This window comes from Hahella sp. NBU794 (assembly GCF_050749805.1).
Lineage (GTDB): Bacteria > Pseudomonadota > Gammaproteobacteria > Pseudomonadales > Oleiphilaceae > Hahella.
Genome location: NZ_CP192738.1, coordinates 2280323 through 2300000 on the forward strand (window position 1 = coordinate 2280323; position 19678 = coordinate 2300000).

The following is a 19678-nucleotide window of genomic DNA, read 5'->3' on the forward strand; positions in this document are numbered from 1 at the left end:
TTAGCAGAATCAGGCTTCTGCTAACGTCAGGATGGGATTAGCTTTTAGAGTCCGCGATTTGCTGTTGCATGGTTAGCACGTCCACCAGAATTTCGCCGGTCTCACGCGCTACAAAATCGAGATCTTTCTTCGAGGGCGCTTGCGCCGATTGTTCTTCCTGATAGGTCTCGTACTCTTTGTAATTCTTAAACTGATTCTCTTTCTTGGCCGCGCGCTTCAGGTTGACGTAAGCCAGCTCACGATCCTGCAGTTTTTTCAGTTCCTGTTTGCGGACATCCTCGCGCAAGGAGATGGTTTTTTGCGCTTTGGTTTCTTTTAAGAAGTCGATTTCCTGCAGTAAAGCCTGGTACTCGGCATTTTTCTCCATGCGGGTATCATGGTTTTTCGCTAAGTCTGAAATCAGTGGACTGAAGTTGCCATATCTGCGGTGTGCGACAGCATCGATATGGTCCCAGGGCAGGGCTTGCGGTAACGCATCTTCACCAATCTCACTCTTGTCGATTGCGGATGGAATAACGACATCCGGAGTGACGCCTTTATGCTGAGTGCTGCCCCCTGAAATACGGTAGAACTTGGCTTCAGTAATTTTCAGTTGGCCATGGCTGAGGCCGCGTACAGATTGGACGGTTCCTTTACCGAAGGTTTGTTCGCCAATGATAACGCCGCGTCCGTAATCCTGAATGGCCGCTGCGAAAATCTCGGAAGCGGAAGCGCTCATGCGGTTAACCATGACTGCGAGAGGGCCGGTGTAGGCGATTTGCTCATCCGGGTCGTCGTAAACACGCACGCGGTTGTCTGCTGTGCGCACTTGCACCGTTGGGCCTTCCTGAATAAAGAGGCCAGTCAACTGAATCGCTTCCTGCAAAGCCCCGCCGCCATTATCGCGCAGGTCAATGATCAGGCCGTCAATGCCCTCGGCTTTCAGCTCATTGAGGAGCTTGTTTACGTCACGCGTGGTGCTGCGATAGTTCGGATCGCCTGCCTGCATTGCGCGGAAATCGGCGTAGAAGGTGGGGATATCGATAACGCCTAACTTATATTCGCGTCCGCCACGGTTGATGTTAAGGACGTGCTTTTGAGCAGATTGATCTTCCAGGTCCACTTTATCCCGTACGATGTTGATGATACGGGTTTCTGAGTCGTTACTGGCGGTGGCGGGGATAACTTCCAGCCTTACCACAGACTTTTTAGGGCCGCGGATCAGGTCCACTACTTCCTCCAGGCGCCATCCCACGACATCGACGATTTCGCCTTTGTCGCCTTGACCAACACCGACGATACGGTCAGCAGGTTTGAGCTTGCCGTTCTTATCGGCGGGACCCGCCGGCACTAATCTGACGACCTTGGTGTGCTCGTTATCCGATTGCAATACAGCGCCTATGCCTTCCAGCGACAGGGACATATTGATATTGAAGTTTTCGGAGTTGCGAGGCGAAAAATACTGGGTATGAGGATCGTAAATATTGGTCAGCGCATTCATATATGCCTGAAATACGTCCTCTGAGCGGGACTGCCTGATACGACTTAGCTGACTTTCGTAACGCTTACGCAGGCCGTTGCTGATGTCTTCGTCGGTTTTGCCCAGCAAGCGTTGACTCAATATGGCGCTCTTCAGACGTTTGCGCCAGAGGTTATCAAGCTCGCCCTCGGTCTTCGCCCAGGGCGCTTCCTCTCGGTCGATGAGGATTTCTTCGTCTTTTTTGAAATCCAGTTTATCGACGCCGGTGTCGAGCAGGCCGGTAATATAGCCCAAGCGGCCGACAATGCGTGACTGGAAGCGATTGTAGATGCGGAAAGCGGGATCAAGCTGACCGGATTTAATAGCGCCATCAAGTCGATATCGATAGTTTTCAAACTCGTCGATGTCGCTTTGGGTGAAGTAGATGCGCTGTGGGTCGAGATATTTTATGTAGTTATCCAACACCTCTGAGGATACTTCTCCATCTATTTTCAGGCTGCGGTAGTGAGCGTACTGCAGTTGTCTGGCGATATCCCTGCTGGCTTTTTCCTGGTCCGCGGTAGGGGACAGGTTGAGATAGTCCGGGTTTTCCGTCTTGGCTCCAGAAGCGACGGCGGCGTTGCCGGCCAGCGCCAGTGAGCACAGGGAGGTAAACAGGACAGCGTAGAGACTGCGGCGTTGTAACAAAAACATATGTTTAAACTTATTCACGACTAAATCCGGGATAATTGTGCAAGGGTATAAATACTCCACAGCTTTTATACAGTATTAACACTTTGATTGTAGGCCAGATACGAAGTTCCAACTAGTATCTATTCATCACCAATTGTAAGCCTTTGCAATGGCGGACAATCAAAAGCGAATTCAGTCTGCATCTGCTGGAAATGCCGATGAAGTTTTACACTCACCTAGTTTCTAGAGTTAATGCTGGGTTGCAAAAAAGCAAATGACAATCTATTCATAATGGCCGCTAATTGCCCAAGGTGTGAAGAGGCGCTCAGGATAGGCGCTAGGTGCGATGAAGCAGGGGGCGAATTGGTAGAAAAGTAAGAATATGGTGTTTTTTACTTTTCTAAACGACGTACGTCCCTTCCAGTGAACATTGGGTTTCGCTGGAAGGGACGGCAATATTTTGCGTTTATTGAGCTAAGTTAAATGGGCGCTACTCGAAAATTGCGCCTTTCTCCGCTAGTGATACCAGTAATGCGGGAGGCGCGAACCGGTCTCCATGGCGATCGCGAAGATAGTTGGCGCGCTCGACAAACTGGCGCAAGCCGTATTGGTTGGCGTACTGGATAGCGCCCCCTGTCCAAGGGGCGAAGCCCAAGCCGAAGATGCTGCCAATGTTGGCGTCCTTAACCGAGCGTAAAACGTTTTCCTCCAGACAACGTATGGTTTCCAGCGACTGAATAAACAGCAAGCGGTCCTTTAGCTCCTGCAGGTCGGTGTTTTGAGTTATCGTCATGTCGGTATATTTTTCCACGAGCTTTGGCCAAAGGTGTTTGGCGCCCTGTTGGGGATACTCGTAGAAGCCTGCCCCGGCGGCTTTACCTTTACGCTCAAGCTCGCTCACCATCGCGTCAATTACCTGCTCTGCGGGATGCGGGGACCATTTGCCGCCATTCGCCTCAACATCCTTGCGGGATTGATCTCTGATATGAGTCATCAGGGTCAAACTGACTTCGTCTGACAGAGCAAGCGGCCCGACCGGCATTCCTGCAAGCTGCGCGGCGTTTTCGATGGCGGCGGGATGTACGCCTTCCGCCAGCATGGCGACGCCTTCATTGACGAAAGTGCCAAAGACGCGTGATGTGAAGAAGCCCCGACTGTCGTTTACAACGATAGGAACCTTGCCGATCTGCATGACAAAGTCAAATGCCTTGGCCAGGGTTTCTTGTGAAGTGGACTCGCCTACAATAATTTCCACTAACTGCATCTTATCCACAGGGGAGAAGAAGTGCAGCCCGATAAACTTCTCTGAGTCTCTGGAAGCCTGAGCGAGTTGTGTGATGGGAATAGTAGATGTGTTGGAGGCGAAAATACCCTCTGGGCGTAGCATCAGCTCGCTTTCCTGAGTCACCTTGGCCTTCAATTCACTGTTTTCAAATACCGCTTCAATAATGAGGTCGCAACCCTCCATTAAGCTGACGTTAGTGGTGGGCGTGATGCGGTCGAGCACGTCTTGTTTTTGGGCTTCTGTCATGCGTCCCTGGCTGACCTTTTTGCCAAGAATTTTATCGGAGTAGGCTTTGCCTTTTTCCGCAGAAGCTTGCTCTACATCTTTGAGCACGACTTGCAGCCCTCTTTGCGCGCAGGCGTAGGCGATGCCTGAGCCCATCATGCCGGCGCCCAGTACGCCGACTTTGCTCATTTTGTGTGTTGGAATGTCTTTCGGACGACTTTGTCCCGCCTTTAAATCATTTAGCTGAAACCAGAAGGTTCCAATCATATTTTTCGCCACCTGGCTGGTGGTGAGATAGGTAAAATAGCGGGACTCTATTTTCTGGGCGATGTCGAAGTCTACCTGCGCGCCTTCTACAGCGGCGGACATGATGGCCTCCGGGGCGGGGTAGCAACCCTTGGTTTTTGCTTTCAATATGGCGGGAGCAATCGCCAGCATCTGCGCCACTTTGGGGTTGCTGGGCGAGCCTCCGGGAATTTTGTAGCCCTTTGCATCCCAGGGTTGTTGGGGAGATGGGTTTGCTTTTATCCAGGCGCGCGCGGCGTTAATAAGCTCCTCAGGACTTTCGGCCAGCTCATGCAGCAGGCCCATCGATAAGGCTTTTTGCGGGGATAGCTTTTTTCCTTCCAGTAGAAGAGGGAGCGCTTTTTCCAGGCCCAGATATCTAGGGAGACGGATGACGCCGCCTCCGCCGGGCAATAACCCTAGCGTTACCTCCGGCAAGCCCAGTTCAATTCGTTCGTCCGCCAATGCGATACGTGCATGGCAGGCCAGCGCCAGTTCCCAGCCCCCGCCCAGAGCGGCTCCATTGATCGCCGCGACGACAGGTCGCCCCAACAGCTCAAGTTGGCGCAGAGGTTGGGTAATGCTTGTTGTCAGCATGTCCAGAAAGTCCTGGGCATGTTCTTTATTTACCTGAATCAGCTCTCTCAGGTCGCCGCCGGCGAAGAAGGTCTTCTTGGCTGAAGTAATAATGACGCCAGCAATATGTTCCCTGTCTTGCTGCAGGCGTTGCAGAGTGTCGCGGAAAGCTTCGCGGAACTCCGCATTCATGGTGTTGGCGCTCTGGCCGGGCATGTCCATGGTCAGAAGGACGATGTTTTCTTGGTCTTTTTCGTAGCGTATGGCAGTCATGTCATCTCTCGCTTGTCATTGTCCGGTAGTAGTGTCTGACGCTGTTCAGAGTCGTTCGATGATGGTGGCGATGCCCATGCCTCCGCCTACGCAGAGCGTGGCCAGACCATATCGCAGTTGACGACGCTCCAATTCGTCCAGCAATGAACCAAGTATCATGGCGCCTGTCGCGCCGAGAGGGTGTCCCATGGCGATGGCTCCACCGTTCACATTGACCTTGTCGTCAGGGACGCCCATTTCTCTCTGAAACTTAAGGACAACCGCGGCGAAGGCCTCGTTCACTTCAAATAGATCTATATCGGATACGGACAATCCTGCTTTTTGCAGTGCTTTGCGGGTGGCGGGAGCCGGTCCCGTCAGCATTATCGTGGGATCTGAGCCGGTGACAGCCGTCGCTACGATGCGAGCGCGGGGCTTCAAACCCAGTTGATCGCCTTTTTGCTTTGAACCGATCAATAGCGCTGCTGCGCCGTCGACAATGCCGGAGGAGTTACCGGGGGTATGCACATGGTTGATACGTTCAACGAAGGGATATTTCTCCTTCGGTACGAAGTCGAAACCCATCTCCCCCATCATCTGGAAGGACGGCTTCAATTGCGACAAGCCCTCCAGTGAGGTTTCTGGGCGAATCAGTTCGTCTTCTTCCAGCAGGATAAGGTCGTTCCGATCTGTCACCGGAACAATGGACTTTTTGAATAGACCCTGACGTCTCGCCTCTGATGCTTTGCGTTGAGAGTTCACTGCAAACTCATCCACCTGCGCGCGGGAAAATTCTTCTATCGTCGCGATCAAGTCGGCGCTGACGCCCTGTGGAATAAAGTGGGTGCGTAGATTAGTGGCCGGGTCCAGCGCCCAGGCGCCGCCGTCGCTGCCCATAGGAACCCGTGACATGGATTCAACGCCGCCCGCAACCACCAGATCCTCCCATCCGGAACGGATCTTCATTGCAGCAAGGTTCACCGCCTCCAGGCCTGACGCACAAAAGCGGCTCAATGTGACGCCTGCCGCCTCATTGCTCCAGCCGGCGACAAGGGCGGCGGTTTTGGCGATGTCCGCTCCTTGATCTCCAACGGGAGTGACGCATCCCATCACAATATCGTCCACTTGTTGAGTGTCGAGTTGGTTGCGTTGCTGCAATGAGCTCAATATCCCTGCGAGCAGGTCGACGGGTTTTACTTCGTAAAGGGAGCCGTCTTTTTTACCCCGACCACGCGGCGTGCGAACACTGTCATAGATGAAAGCGTCTGTGTCCATGAATCGTACCTTCTTGTTTTATTGAACGCTGATGACGTTATTTACCTTATGCGAGGGGCCTTTGCGGAGAAATGACAGGAACAAACAACCCCATTGGCGAAAACATCCAGTTTGCTCAGGCGTGCGAGCCCGCAATGGCGAGGCGAACGGTCTGGTCTATTATTAAGTCGGAGCGAAGGTCAAATATGAGTTGTGGCTGTTCGCCCGGAATCCAACTGCAGGTGTGAGATGAAAAGGGGTTATCAGGAGGCGCTATGTCTATTCTCGACAATGTTTATAACTATTATGAAAAATTAGTGTTGGAGGAGCTGGCCAAGCAGATGGAAGGGCAGGAGCCTGATGAGGATTTTCTGACTGACGCTGTGTGTGTTGCGTTAAACCACTTGCCCGCCCGTTATTTTCGGCACGGTGTGGATATGGCGTTCTACCTTTCTTCGGATGAGTTCTTGAAGATGCAGGAGGAAGTCGTAGGCGCCGTCGCCAAAGCGGTCACTTACGTAAAAGAGGGGCATCGAGACTAGGTATTGTCGAGGTCGAGCTATAGCGGCGTTTGCCGCAGCCCTCCGCCGCAATGATTAGCGGCGGCGAGGCTTTGGCTTGATCAATACGAATCAGTCGCGATGAGGGTGTGGTTGTAACTTGACGACAATACCTTCCAGAGCTGTACGCAAGCGCTTATCCAGGTCTTGTGCGGCACCATTGTCATCTGTCTTGGCGGTCGCCCACTGCAGGACTATCTGCTCAAACTTACTGATAGGGCTTTCCAACGGTGCGGATTGCTGCATGCCGGCGGTGAGTCGCTCTACTTGCAGCTGCATGCGCCGGGTTTTCTCTTCCGCAGGACTCTCCATTTCCGCCAGGATTTCCGCAGTAAGAACGAGATCGCGTGCTTCGTCCTGAGAAATCTCGTTCAGGCTTCCCGCCTGTGCGAATTGAGACAGCGCATTTTCAAACTGGGCTTTATGCGGCGCCTGCAGCTCATCCAGCTCAGTCGGCCACTCAACGCTTTGGGCGTCTGTCAGCGTCCGGATGTGCGCGCCGTTATCGAGGATGCCTCCCCAGTAGTGGATATAGGACGTCTTGGTGCGTTGCTCCAATGCTTTACGGCAGGTTCTAACGGCGCTTTTGAAGCGGCCGTGCAACTCTTTGCCATGATCGCCCAAGTGCCCCAGGTCGCTGAAGGCTTCAGACAGCGACGCTATAGCGCTTTCCGTGCTTTCGTCAGGATGCTCCGCCAGTGCGATAGCGGCGGTCACCAGCTCTTCCGCTCTTTGTACATTATGTTGCTGTTCTTCATGATGCTTTTGACGAGTTTCGTTCAGGCGGCCGAATATCTGGTCGCAAGCTTTGCGGAACTCGCTCCACAGGCGACGATCTTCACGATGATCGGTAATGCCCGCTGATTGCCATTCTTTCTGTAACGCTTTGGCCTGATGGGTGGCGGTGCGGATATCTTCTTCCGCGATCAAAGCTTCCGCGCGTTTAACAATGTCGGCCTTAATTGCCTGATTGCGCGCTTTTTCGCCGCTGAGTCGTTCATCCAGGGACTTCAGCAACTCATTGAAATGCTTTTGCGCCTGCTTGCCGTGTTGCGGGTCAACCGGATAGTACTGACGCCATTCTTCCCGCGCCTTGCGATTGATCTTATCCACCATTTTCCAGTCTGGCGCGTCCCAATCCACGGAGTCGATGAAGCCGCGTAGTTGATGGACAATTTCCTGACGCTTATTGAGGTTAACTTCTTTGAGCTTTTCTTCCTCGCTGAAAAACTCTCTGCATGGCTCGTAGGCTTTTTCGGACGCGTCGCGGAAGCGGTTCCATAGCGACTGATCGGAAGAGCCTCCGAGTGTACGCCACTCTTTTTGTAACTCGCGAATACGCTGAGCTTTAAGGTGCGGTTCCAAGTGTTGGTCAGCCAGATGCTCCATACGTTCGCACAGTTCTTCCTGTTTCGGCCGGGTAGCGAACCCTTGCCAGTCCTTCAGATCCTCCAGGCGCTTCTGCTCCAATCGGAAGCGGGCGGTCAGGTCGTGCGCGATCTTGGCGGGAAGACGTTCCAGTGTGCGAGCGATGTCCTTATTTAGTTTCAGGGCGCGTTTTACAGCGCCTTCATCAATCGCATCGCTTAACTGCTGAATATATTTCTGCACTTCTTGCTTTAAGCGCTTCTGATCCTGGATATGCTGGGCCTGGATGGTATGGATCTCGCCCATAAGCTCCGCTGCTTTGGATAGTAGCGACGGTCTTTGGTAGCCGGATGGCCACTCCACCTCATCCACCATTTGCCGGATCTTTTTCAGAGTATGGCGGCTATCTTTGGACTCGCTGTCGCCTTTCTCCTTAAATTCTTCCGCCTGTTTGATCGACGTATCAAGATCCCCTTGCAGGTTGCTGAGCTTGTGCAGGCAGGAGTAGTAATGGCGAACTTCGCCCATTGCGGCTTGGTAACGCTTTTGCTCGTGTTTGCTGACTTTGTGGTCGCGAGTCGCTTCCAGCCAACGGTTTTCCTGTGTCTTTATCAGCGCATCCAAGGCGGATAACTCGCTGGGCGTACTCAAGGGCGCAGCCTGTAACTTTTCGATAGTGTTTTCCAGCTCGGAGCAGGTGGCGTCACGTTCTGATTGCAGCTCCTGCGTTTGCGCCTCTTCATGCGCGGTGGCCTTGGCTTCGTCCTCCATCGCTGTGGCTCTGGTGCGGCAGGTATCCAGTGCGGTTTGGATGCGTTGCTGTAAATCGGCGAAGCGCGCGGGCGCCAGTGTCTGGAGTGTGCGCTCCAGAGCATGAAGTTTTTCTGGGTAGTAACGTGTGACGTCTGTTTTGGCGTGATTTTCAAGTGTGAGGCAAAAAGCTTCTACTTCCTGACGTGCGGCGGCTTCTTGCTTTTCCTGGTCTTTTTCTTGTTTCAGTTTGCCTTTGACTAACTGAAACAGACCTTTATCTTTGGTTTTCGCCACTTTGGCGAGACGTTCAAGGGCGCTAGGCTCCTGGATATGGTCCGCCGCTTTCATGCGAACTTTGCTGAGGTGGTGTTCGGTGGCGATTTTCTCCAGCATGGGGGAATTGTTGTCCCCTAGCGCCTGTAAAAATGCTGGGAGCTGGGTTTCCTCGTTCAGGGCGCCAAGAATCGTGAACAGTAATTCATCGGAGGCTTGTTTAAGATTTTGGGCGACAAAGCTGTCGAAATTGCTGGATGCGCCTTGTATAAGAGACTGCAGGCGCGCTTTGGACGCATCCCGAACGACTTTATCTTTGTCGTTGGTGAATTTAAGCAGGTCTTCGATTTTTATCACTTTTTTCAGCGCCGCCTGGCGCACTTCGGCTTCTGAGTCTTTTGCGATAACCTGTTCGAGGATGCTGCGCTGCTCTGGTATATTCCAATCAAGTTCGTTGATCGCGTCCAACCTGGTTTGCGGGTTGTTACTTTGCCACTTGGGCTTGAATAGCTTATTTAGCAGGGTCGGCATGAAAGGTTCCTGAAAGTTCAATTATCGGGCCTTGAGTTCTTGCGGAAAGACTACTGGCGGCATACTGCGTCGCTACGGACGTGCGATCTGGTCACCGTTCGCGCTATGCTCATTTGCGCGACAGCATAGTCTACTCTCGTTGTTGGCGTCTCGAAAGGGTTGGGCGTAAATCCGCCGCCTTTAATAAAACGCCAGACTGTTTGCATACTGATTGATAAGTGTAAGGTTTAATTATGGACGCTTCCGCCAACCCTGATTTTGAAAAATTAAAACAGGCGCTTTTGGCAAAATCGTTAAGATTGCTCGCCCGTCGGGAATATGCCGAGCGCGAACTTCGCCGCAAACTTGAGGCTGGAGGCGCCGATACCGATGCCGTGGAAGCGGTGATCGCCCATCTGCTGGAGAATAATTGGCTGAGCGATTTACGCTATGCGGAGATCCTGGTTCGGCATAGAGCAGGGCAAGGCTATGGTCCAATAAGAATCACAGCGGAGTTGAAGCAACAAGGTGTAGAGCGGGATTTGGTCAGAAAGGCGTTTGCGGAATCCGGCGTAGACTGGTTTGAACGAGCTGAGGCGACCCTGAATAAGCGATTTCGAGAGCGACCGGAAACCCCCGTCGAGCTTCAGAAACAGAAGCGTTACCTGATGCAAAGAGGATTTGGTTTTGATGAAATCAATGAGGCGATAAAGGCTGATGCGGACGAGTTCTGAGGGGGGAAAGGCCTTAAAGCATTGGCGGCGTGACTCGGAATGGGGCGGGAATAGCTGGTGTTTCCTCTGTCATCCCTTCGACTCCTGAGTTTGGGCCGTCTTCATTTTGAGCGACGCTGCCATCTTCCGCACTGGGCTGAGTCATCCATACTAGGACGTCGTAATAGCGACGGATATTCTGCACATAATGTACCGGCTCCCAGCCACGAGCGTAGCCGTAGCGAGTCTTCACATACCATTTCTTCTGTTGTAACAATGGCAGCGCCTGTTTGACGTCAATCCATTTGTCCTGATCCATCCCTTGCATTTTCGCCAGCGCGCGGGCGTCTTCCAGGTGTCCAAGGCCGATATTGTAGGCGGCCAGCGCCATCCAGGTGCGATCTGGCTCCGCAATACGCTCTGATATACGCTGCTTGATGCGGCTGAAGTAACCTGCGCCGCCGAAGATGCTCTGCTCAGGATTAAGCCGGTTCTTGACGTTCATCTCCTTGGCGGTGGGCAGCGTCAGCATCATCAGCCCTCTTACGCCAGTAGGAGAAGTGGCGTATGGACGCCAGTGGGATTCCTGGTAACCAATAGAAGCCAGCAGGCGCCAATCGACTTCGAATTTTTCAGACGCCTGTTTAAAAGTCGGCTCAAACTTAGGCAGTCTGTCTTTGATATGGCTGATATAGGTGCGTGCACCCACGTAATTCAGCTGATTTACGTGCCCGAAATAGCGCTCCTGCAGATAGATCAGCGTGCCGTCTTCTTTGATTTGCTTAATGAATTCGTCCGCTTTCTGAATGAGGGACATGTCTTCGCCGGGTGGGAATATCCAGCTGATCTGTAACGGCTCCATTAAAGGAAAGGCTTCCCGTGCGCGGGGGAACATGGCCTTATGAATTTCGTATTCCCGGGAGTTGACGATGGCGTATTCGTATTCCCCTTCTTCAATCAGGCGCATGATTTCGGATGTTTCCATATCCGCCGCTTCCAGCCAGTCCATATCGGGAAGACGAGAATCTTTAACCTGCCGCAGGAACTCTGCTTGCGCCGTCTGCGCAGGGATAATCATTTTGCCCCCAATCAGATCGTCTACCTGCTTTGGCTTGGGGCTGCCGTTTCGAAACAACACCAGAGGCTGAATTTCCAGATACTCAGAGCTGAAGCGGAGGCCGGGACTTTGCGCGGAAGCCGCCAGGCGACTCAGGCCGACAGCGGCCAGATTGGTGTAGTTTTGTTCGAGGACTGTGTAGGCTTCGTCAAGATCGCTGGCGACCCGCAGTCGCAACTCGACGCCGAGATATTCCGAAAACTTTTTCGCCAGCTCATACTCAAAACCGGCGGGGCCGTCCCGGTCTTCATAATAAGTGGTGGGGGCGTTGCGAGTGATAACGTGAAGGACGCCCTCCTGCTCAATCTTCTCCAGCGTAGTAGGGCGGCTGCATGCGCTCAGGTTGGCGATAAGCGCTGCTGCGGTCAGCGTCTGAATACCGCTCCTAATCAGTTTGTTCAGGAAACGTCCTGTTCGCCATGAATGAGTGCAGGCTGAAGCAAGCAATATCAGTTCCGGTTATAAACAAAGGGGCTCAATACTTAACAGTAACAAATCAAGTTGCAAGTTAACTGTAGTTAAACTGTGAAAAATCTTGTCGATTTATGTACAAAGCGTTACTGGCCCGGGTTAACCCGCAAGCTGCGCCGCGCTTATGGCGAGGCCTCTTAAAAGTGGCTCAATGGCTTGATATCTATTATCATTAGCGCCTCTTTTTTCCAGCCTAGAGGCCATCAGTCAGAGATATGTTTGAACTCCGTGGCGCACCAGCCCTCTCCCCATTTCGGCGCGAAAAACTACTCAAGAATATCCAGGAACAGGCTCCTGAAGTCCAGTCAGTGTATGCCGAATACATGCACTTCGTTGATTTGGAAGGAGACCTTTCCGCAGATCAACGCACCGTTCTGGATCGCTTGCTTCAATACGGGCCACAAGGTCAGAGCGAAATGCCAAGCGGCACTCTGTTTCTGGTTGTTCCCCGTCCCGGCACGATTTCTCCATGGTCGAGCAAGGCGACGGACATCGCACATAATTGCGGACTGACGGCGATACGTCGTATCGAAAGAGGCGTGGCTTACCATATTGGCAGCTCAGAACAACTGAGCAGCGAACGCCGCGCTGCGATTGCTGCGATTTTGCATGACCGCATGACGCAGTCCGTGTTCCATGAGATAGCGGGGGCGGAGCTTCTATTTGCTCATGCTGAGCCCAAGCCGATGACAACGGTCGATATCCTGGCTGATGGTCGTGACGCGTTGGCGGAGGCTAACCGCTCAATGGGGCTGGCTCTGGCGGAAGACGAAATTGACTATCTCACCAGCGCTTTCACTGAGTTGGGGCGCAACCCCACGGATGTTGAGCTGATGATGTTCGCTCAGGCGAACTCAGAACACTGTCGTCACAAGATCTTTAATGCGACCTGGGAAATTGATGGCGAAGCCCAGTCCCACTCGCTGTTTGGCATGATCCGCAACACCTATGAACAGGGCGGCGAAGACGTGCTCTCCGCGTATCGCGACAACGCAGCGGTAATTAAAGGCGGCCAGGGTGGACGTTTCTTCCCTGATCACCGAACCAAGGTTTATGGATATAACGTTGAAGATATTCATATCCTTATGAAGGTGGAGACGCACAACCACCCAACGGCTATTTCTCCCTTCGCCGGCGCGTCAACGGGGTCCGGCGGAGAAATTCGCGATGAGGGCGCGACAGGCATTGGCGCCAAACCCAAAGCGGGTCTGACCGGCTTCACCGTTTCTAACCTTAATATTCCTGGTTATAAGCAGCCTTGGGAAGGCGATTACGGCAAACCGGAACGCATCGTATCCGCCTTGCAAATTATGCTGGATGGCCCGATTGGCGGCGCGGCGTTTAACAATGAATTTGGCCGGCCGGCGTTGTGTGGATACTTCCGTACCTATGAAGAACAGGTGCCTGGCGTAAACGGTGTTGAATGGCGGGGTTACCACAAGCCGATCATGATCGCTGGCGGCATGGGCAACATTCGCGGTTCCCATGTGGAAAAGAAAGATATACCCGTCGACGCCAAGCTGATCGTATTGGGTGGTCCTGCGATGTTGATTGGTCTGGGTGGTGGAGCCGCGTCTTCCATGGACAGCGGCGCTGGCCAGGAGGATCTCGACTTCGCCTCTGTACAACGGGATAACCCGGAAATGGAGAGACGTTGCCAGGAAGTGATTGATCGCTGCTGGCAGTTGGGGGATGACAACCCGATTCTGTTTATCCATGACGTTGGCGCGGGCGGTTTGTCCAACGCATTGCCTGAGCTGGTAAAAGATGGCGGTCGCGGCGGATTGTTCGAACTACGGGATGTGCCTAACGATGAACCTGGCATGTCACCGCTGGAAATCTGGTGTAACGAATCTCAAGAGCGTTATGTCATGGCGGTTGCGGAGCAGGACATGGAGCTGTTTGATCAGCTCTGTCGACGTGAGCGTTGTCCTTACGCGGTCGTAGGCTCTGCGACGGAAGAATTGAAGATTCAAGTCTCTGACGAATACTTTGCTAACAGCCCGGTAGATCTTCCGATGTCGGTTCTGTTTGGCAAACCGCCAAAAATGCACCGCACTATAGAGCGGAAGAGCTTCACTAAGCCCATTTTTGATTCCACTGCCTTGGACCTCAAAGAGGCGGCGGAGAGAATTCTCCGGTTGCCCAGTGTCGCGTCCAAGAGCTTCCTGATCACCATCGGCGACCGCTCTGTGACGGGAATGGTTTCCAGAGACCAGATGGTTGGCCCATGGCAGACGCCCGTTTCCGACGTGGCGGTAACTACGGCAAGTTTTGACACCTATCGCGGCGAAGCGATGGCGATGGGGGAAAGAACGCCGATTGCGCTGATTGACCCTCCTTCATCCGGTCGTATGGCGGTAGGTGAGACGATTACCAACCTCGCCGCTGCAAAAATAGAAAAGCTGTCAGACATTAAACTGTCTGCGAACTGGATGGCAGCAGCCGGACATCCAGGTGAAGACGAGGCTTTGTTCGAAACGGTCAAAGCGGTAGGTATGGAGCTGTGCCCCAAGTTGGGTATCACCATTCCTGTGGGCAAAGACTCCATGTCTATGAAGACGGTATGGGAAGAGGGCGAGAAGCAGAAGTCCATGACTGCGCCTCTGTCGCTGATTGTCAGTGGTTTCGCGCCGGTTGAGGATGTACGCAAGACATTGACGCCAGAAATGGATATGTCCGCGCCATCCAAACTGCTACTTATAGACCTGGGTGCAGGTAAGAATCGATTGGGCGGCTCTGCGTTGGCGCAGGTTTATCGTTCCGTCGGCGCAGTGGCTCCGGATTTGGATAACCCTGAAGAGTTAGCGGCCTTTTTCGCATGCATCCAGAAGCTGAACGGAGAGGGCAAACTCAAGGCTTATCATGACCGTTCCGACGGCGGCGTGTTTACTACTTTGTGTGAAATGGCGTTCGCCAGCCGCTGCGGCATGACTATTTGCTTTGATGGTTTGGTAAAAGACCGTACTCACATCGCCCGCGAGTTGTTTAATGAAGAGCTCGGCGCTGTGGTGCAGGTATCCGAAGAGCATGTTGAGGATGTGAAGGCCTGTTTTGCTGACGCGGGATTGGCGGATCATGTTGTTGTATTGGGCGAGCCTCATGCCGACCAATCAGTCAAATTCCAGCATGAAGGACAAACCGTTCTTGGTTATAGCAGGGCTGCGTTACAAAAGATCTGGGCTGAGACCAGCTATCGTATGCAGGCCATGCGGGATAACAGCGAGTGTGCGGCCGAGGAATTCGCCACTATTGATGATGACAACGATCCGGGCTTGAGCGCCAAGCTTACTTACGACGTCAACGAAGATATTGCAGCTCCCTTCGTTAATCGCGGCGCCAAGCCAAAAATTGTGGTGCTGCGAGAGCAGGGCGTGAATAGTCAGGCTGAAATGGCGGCGGCGTTCGATAGAGCCGGCTTCAGCGCGGTTGACGTGCATATGAGCGATATCCTGTCGGGCGCGGTCTCTCTGAGTCAGTTCAAAGCCTTGGCGGCGTGCGGCGGCTTCTCGTTTGGCGACGTATTAGGCGCGGGTGAGGGATGGGCTAAATCCATTCTGTTTAATGCTCGTGCAAGAGACCAGTTCGAGGCGTTCTTCCATCGCAAAGACACCTTCGCGCTTGGCGTCTGTAACGGCTGTCAGATGATTTCAAACCTGAAAGAACTGATTCCTGGCGCTGATTCCTGGCCGCGCTTTGTGCGTAACCGCTCTGAACAGTACGAAGCTCGTGTTGCGATGGTGGAAGTGTTGGACTCGCCGTCCATATTGTTCCAAGGAATGGCGGGCTCCATGATGCCTATCGCAGTGGCGCATGGAGAAGGTCTGGCGGAAGTGGGTCCTGAAGGGGCATCGGCTTTAATGGCTCAGAAAAATGTGGCGCTGCGGTTTGTGGATAACTATGGCCGTCCCACCATGTCGCATCCATTTAACCCTAACGGCTCTCCTCTGGGCATCACTTCTGTGTGTAACGATGACGGGCGTATCACTGTTATGATGCCGCATCCAGAAAGGGTGTTCCGCGCCGTTGCTAACTCTTGGCGTCCTTCCGCTTGGAGCGAGGACGGCGCATGGATGAGGATGTTCCGTAACGCGAGGGTATGGCTGGGCTAATTCCAGGACGCAATGATGGTATTTAAGGGTGAGAGACATTGGTCTCCGCCCTTATTCTCCGCTGAATCTGTTCATTTTCAGGGCTCTTCGCCACGTTAGATAAAAAATCTCCGTTTTCCTTTTCAAGCGTCTAAATTAGGCTATGCTTTTCTGCGCTATTATTTTTTGTCAGAAAAGGTAACAAAGTGTACGTCATCGCTAGTTGCAAAACTTGATGTGCTCAAAAAACGCTCGCATGAATTGCGGAGCCTGCCGGAAAATCCCTATCGCGGCCTAAAAATGAGGCCTTTTCGTCTGCATTATTTCTGTTTATTCACACCAGAAATATCTATGTCAAGTAGCATCTAAAAATATTTCAAAGATGTTGTGGCGTCAGCGTTGACAAATATAACTTATTGATAAATATTGGTATTTTTATCCTGTTTAATTCGTCGCCAATTTGTCCCGGGCATAGGCCCTATGGGCGATTTGGGGGGAAGTTAAGTATTTATCCCCAAAGTTATCCACAGAATCTGTGGAGAACTCTAATTTCTCAGTCTGGGTAGTAATTTAGTGTCTGCCTGTGGATAAAATTTAAACTGTAATGGAAGAGAAATGTATAAATTAAGCTTTTTTGTTCCTGAATCGCATATGGAAACCGTAAAGGAAGCAGTCTTTACTGCGGGGGGCGGAAAGATCGGCGATTACGATCGCTGCAGCTGGCAGACAAAGGGGGTTGGACAATTTCGTCCTTTGGACGGCAGTTCTCCATTCTTGGGAAGTGTCGGTGAGGTTGAGCAGGTCGAAGAATATAAAGTGGAGTTAGTGGTTGAGGATGCATTGATCGCGTCGGTGGTGGCGGCAATGAAGCTGGCGCATCCCTACGAAGAGCCGGCATACGACGTATACCGGCTTGAAAGCATCTGACGGCGCATTGTTATGCAAAGTGCCTGAAGGGGAGGGTTAATCCTCGGGAATGCTGGTGTGAATATCTTTCACATGGACAGGAAAGGAGTTGCTTTTACGGTCTTGGAAATACTGCTGCAGCGTTATTTTTACCGTAGGAAATGCGATTTCATCCCAGGGAATATCGCTTTCTGAAAACAATTGTACGTCGAGGCTCTCCTCCCCGGCGGCGAACTCTCCATTGATTACGTTGGCGCGGTAAAAAATATGCACCTGACCGATATGGGGGACGCTGATCATCGTATACAGGCCGTCCAGATCCACACGCGCTTGCGCCTCCTCCCACGTTTCTCGCATGGCGGCTTCTGAAGTGGTTTCCTGCATTTCCATAAAGCCGGCGGGCAAAGTCCAAAAACCTAATCTGGGTTCGATGGCGCGCTTGCAAAGCAAAATACGGTCGCCATAAACGGGAAGCGTGCCGGCAACGATTTTAGGGTTTATGTAGTGGATGGCCTGGCAGTTGCCACAGACATGTCTCGGCCGGTTATCTCCTGCGGGAATCTTATGCTCGACGGGTTGGCCGCATTGGCTGCAATACTTCATGGTCAGATGAACAGTCTCACTGGTTGTCTTTTTATTAGCCGAAAATAAGTGTTCGCAATTTTGGGGTTCTTTTTGAATGTCGCGCCTCATATTGCACCATACATTACCCCGGACTTGTATGGTATCTTTCCTTGTTTTCCTCACTTAGTCGTCTGTCATGCTCGATAAAATCATCGCAACTTTATCCTCCAACCAACCGCGACGTTTTCCCAGCGACTTTCCAGAAGCGGCTGTTCTGGTGCCAATCACCAGAGAGGATTGTCCTCAAATTATCCTGACCAGACGCGCTGAGCATATGAAGACTCATAGCGGGCAGGTCGCATTCCCGGGAGGGATGCGAGACCCTTCAGATCAGAACTTGCGAGACACTGCGTTGCGAGAGACGTTTGAGGAAGTCGGGGTGTCGCCTGAAAAGATAGAAGTGGTTGGCGGCCTTAACCAGGTTGTGTCCCGCCATGGTATAGCCATCACTCCTTATGTTGGGATCGTCGACCCTGAAGCAGAGCTGATTCCGGACCCAAATGAATTGCATAGCATATTCAAAGCGCCGGTAAGCTTTTTCTTGGAAAATGAGCCGGATCGACTGGATAAAATCAATTTTGAGCAGTATCGATTACAGGTGCCTTGTTGGTATTACGGCGATTATGAAATCTGGGGCGTTTCCGCAATCATATTGATGGATTTTTTCAGAGTTTCATTTAACCGAAGAATTGGCAGTTTTACTGAAGATAGGGATTGAACGCATATGAGGTTTAATTTAGGTGATGATCAGACTGAAATACCCGAGGATGGATGCTTTGTGGCTCCAAATTCTGCTGTTATAGGGCGAGTGATAATGCACCCTCAATCCAGTGTTTGGTTTGGCGCAGTGGTCCGAGCGGATAACGATCAAATAACCATTGGCCCAAAATCGAACGTTCAGGATTGTGCAGTGTTACACACCGATTCTGGCTCTCCTATTGTACTGGGAGAGGGAGTGACAGTAGGGCATCACGCCATGTTGCACGGATGTGATGTGGGCGACTACAGTCTGATTGGCATCAATGCGGTTGTGCTTAATGGCGCCAAAATTGGACGCTTTTGTATCATCGGCGCCAATGCATTGATTCCCGAAGGTGTTGAGATCCCAGATGGCAGTTTGGTTATTGGCTCTCCAGGAAGAGTAAAGCGTGAGTTGAGTGAGGAAGAAAAGAGGCAGCTTATCGCCAGCGCTGAACACTATGTAGAAAATGCACTCAAGTATACGCGCACGTTGCAGCCAGCCTGATTTTGCACATTTATGAAAGAGAATTCGAATCGAATAAATGGTGAGCGAGTTGTGCGCTCGCCATGCGTCAGTATCTGCGCTTTGGATGACGATGACATATGTATTGGTTGTCATCGCAGCGTTGAGGAAATAGCTGCTTGGTCTCGAATGAGTAACGAACAGCGCATGGATGTGTTGAAGAAAGTGGCTGACAGAGAGCGTAAGTCTGTCATTTGAGCCGCTTAATAATGAATAGGAGCAAAAGGCTATGGTAAGAATTGGTACTCCGCTGACGGATGTTGCAACACGCGCAATGCTATTGGGAAGTGGGGAGCTGGGAAAAGAGGTTGCGATTGAACTGCAGCGATTTGGCGTGGAAGTCATTGCAGTGGACCGCTACCCAAACGCGCCAGCAATGCAGGTGGCTCACCGCGCACATGTCATCGATATGCTCGATCCTAAACAACTGCGGGCGTTGGTTGAGCTCGAAGCTCCTGATTTCATAATCCCTGAAATTGAGGCGATTGCGACAGCTGAACTGCTTGAGCTTGAACGAAGCGGCTTCAATGTCGTGCCCACCGCTCGTGCGGCCAACTTGACTATGAACCGCGAGGGAATCCGTCGATTGGCGGCGGAGGAGTTGGAGCTGAAAACGTCGCTTTATGCATTTGCTGCCGATTTTGACTCCTTTCGCAATGCTGTGAGCTCAATTGGCGCCCCTTGTGTCGTCAAGCCAATTATGAGTTCCTCGGGAAAAGGCCAAAGCGTTATACGTAGTGAAAGTGATATTGAGCGCGCTTGGCGATACGCCCAAGAGGGAGGGCGAGCGGGGCAGGGCAAGGTAATCTTAGAGGGATTCGTAGACTTCGATTATGAAATTACGCTTTTAACTCTGCGGCATGCAGGAGGGACTTCCTTTTGTGATCCTATTGGCCATTTGCAGGTTGATGGAGACTACCGGGTAAGCTGGCAGCCTCATCCTATGAGTGCTTTGGCATTGGACGCTGCACAGAATATAGCGGAAAAAGTGACTGCGGCTCTGGGCGGATATGGGATTTT

14 protein-coding genes (1 of these 14 only partly in view) are annotated in these 19678 nt (G+C 52.2%); 8 read left to right on the plus strand and 6 right to left on the minus strand.

What is annotated here, in order from left to right:
- Positions 1–37 precede the first annotated feature (37 nt).
- From ACQYWX_RS10240 to ACQYWX_RS10250, 3 genes are all read right to left on the minus strand, one after another.
- Positions 38–2170 (minus strand): carboxy terminal-processing peptidase, encoded by a 2133-nt coding sequence (locus ACQYWX_RS10240; protein WP_371824083.1) that lies wholly within the window; start codon positions 2168–2170, stop codon positions 38–40.
- A 451-nt stretch (positions 2171–2621) separates the two neighbouring features.
- Positions 2622–4775: a 3-hydroxyacyl-CoA dehydrogenase NAD-binding domain-containing protein gene (locus ACQYWX_RS10245; protein ID WP_431688684.1), complete on the minus strand. Its 2154-nt coding sequence runs from the start codon at positions 4773–4775 to the stop codon at positions 2622–2624.
- A 45-nt stretch (positions 4776–4820) separates the two neighbouring features.
- Positions 4821–6029: an acetyl-CoA C-acetyltransferase gene (locus tag ACQYWX_RS10250; protein WP_431688685.1), complete on the minus strand. Its 1209-nt coding sequence runs from the start codon at positions 6027–6029 to the stop codon at positions 4821–4823.
- A 254-nt stretch (positions 6030–6283) separates the two neighbouring features.
- On the opposite strand from ACQYWX_RS10250, the gene ACQYWX_RS10255 reads away from it, so the two are divergent.
- Entirely contained in the window at positions 6284–6550 is a 267-nt protein-coding gene (locus ACQYWX_RS10255) for a late competence development ComFB family protein (RefSeq protein WP_011396085.1), read from the plus strand.
- A gap of 90 nt (positions 6551–6640) precedes the next feature.
- On the opposite strand, the gene ACQYWX_RS10260 is transcribed toward ACQYWX_RS10255, so the two are convergent.
- The gene (locus tag ACQYWX_RS10260) at positions 6641–9493 is read right to left on the minus strand and encodes a DUF349 domain-containing protein (protein ID WP_431688686.1); all 2853 of its coding nucleotides are present in this window, start codon (positions 9491–9493) and stop codon (positions 6641–6643) included.
- Between the two features lie 233 nt (positions 9494–9726).
- On the opposite strand from ACQYWX_RS10260, the gene ACQYWX_RS10265 reads away from it, so the two are divergent.
- Positions 9727–10206, plus strand: coding sequence for a regulatory protein RecX (locus tag ACQYWX_RS10265; RefSeq protein ID WP_431688687.1), 480 nt, complete (start codon positions 9727–9729; stop codon positions 10204–10206).
- A gap of 13 nt (positions 10207–10219) precedes the next feature.
- On the opposite strand, the gene mltF is transcribed toward ACQYWX_RS10265, so the two are convergent.
- Positions 10220–11749: a membrane-bound lytic murein transglycosylase MltF gene (mltF, locus tag ACQYWX_RS10270; RefSeq protein WP_431688688.1), complete on the minus strand. Its 1530-nt coding sequence runs from the start codon at positions 11747–11749 to the stop codon at positions 10220–10222.
- A gap of 239 nt (positions 11750–11988) precedes the next feature.
- Here mltF and purL point away from each other — a divergent pair, with 239 nt between their 5' ends.
- Together purL and ACQYWX_RS10280 are read left to right on the plus strand one after the other, a co-directional pair.
- The gene (gene purL, locus ACQYWX_RS10275) at positions 11989–15885 is read left to right on the plus strand and encodes a phosphoribosylformylglycinamidine synthase (RefSeq protein ID WP_431688689.1); all 3897 of its coding nucleotides are present in this window, start codon (positions 11989–11991) and stop codon (positions 15883–15885) included.
- A 594-nt stretch (positions 15886–16479) separates the two neighbouring features.
- The gene (locus ACQYWX_RS10280; protein WP_431688690.1) at positions 16480–16791 is read left to right on the plus strand and encodes an NGG1p interacting factor NIF3; all 312 of its coding nucleotides are present in this window, start codon (positions 16480–16482) and stop codon (positions 16789–16791) included.
- Between the two features lie 36 nt (positions 16792–16827).
- On the opposite strand, the gene ACQYWX_RS10285 is transcribed toward ACQYWX_RS10280, so the two are convergent.
- Positions 16828–17373 carry an NUDIX hydrolase gene (locus ACQYWX_RS10285; protein WP_431688691.1) on the minus strand — a complete coding sequence of 182 codons (546 nt, stop codon included), beginning with the start codon at positions 17371–17373 and terminating at the stop codon, positions 16828–16830.
- 157 nt (positions 17374–17530) lie between these two features.
- On the opposite strand from ACQYWX_RS10285, the gene ACQYWX_RS10290 reads away from it, so the two are divergent.
- The 4 genes in view from ACQYWX_RS10290 to purT are tightly spaced (at most 31 nt apart) and all read left to right on the plus strand, a layout consistent with a single transcriptional unit that may run on beyond the window.
- Positions 17531–18112, plus strand: a complete 582-nt coding sequence (locus ACQYWX_RS10290) for an NUDIX hydrolase (RefSeq protein ID WP_431688692.1) — start codon at positions 17531–17533, stop codon at positions 18110–18112.
- 6 nt (positions 18113–18118) lie between these two features.
- Entirely contained in the window at positions 18119–18640 is a 522-nt protein-coding gene (locus ACQYWX_RS10295; RefSeq protein ID WP_431688693.1) for a gamma carbonic anhydrase family protein, read from the plus strand.
- A gap of 12 nt (positions 18641–18652) precedes the next feature.
- A complete protein-coding gene (locus ACQYWX_RS10300; protein ID WP_216739005.1) occupies positions 18653–18856 on the plus strand; it encodes a DUF1289 domain-containing protein in 204 nt (67 codons plus the stop codon).
- 31 nt (positions 18857–18887) lie between these two features.
- A protein-coding gene (gene purT / locus ACQYWX_RS10305) for a formate-dependent phosphoribosylglycinamide formyltransferase (RefSeq protein WP_431688694.1) crosses the window boundary here: on the plus strand, positions 18888–19678 show its 5' portion. It continues 412 nt past the right edge of the window; 791 of the gene's 1203 nt are visible here — the first part of the coding sequence; its start codon is at positions 18888–18890; its stop codon lies off the right edge, out of view.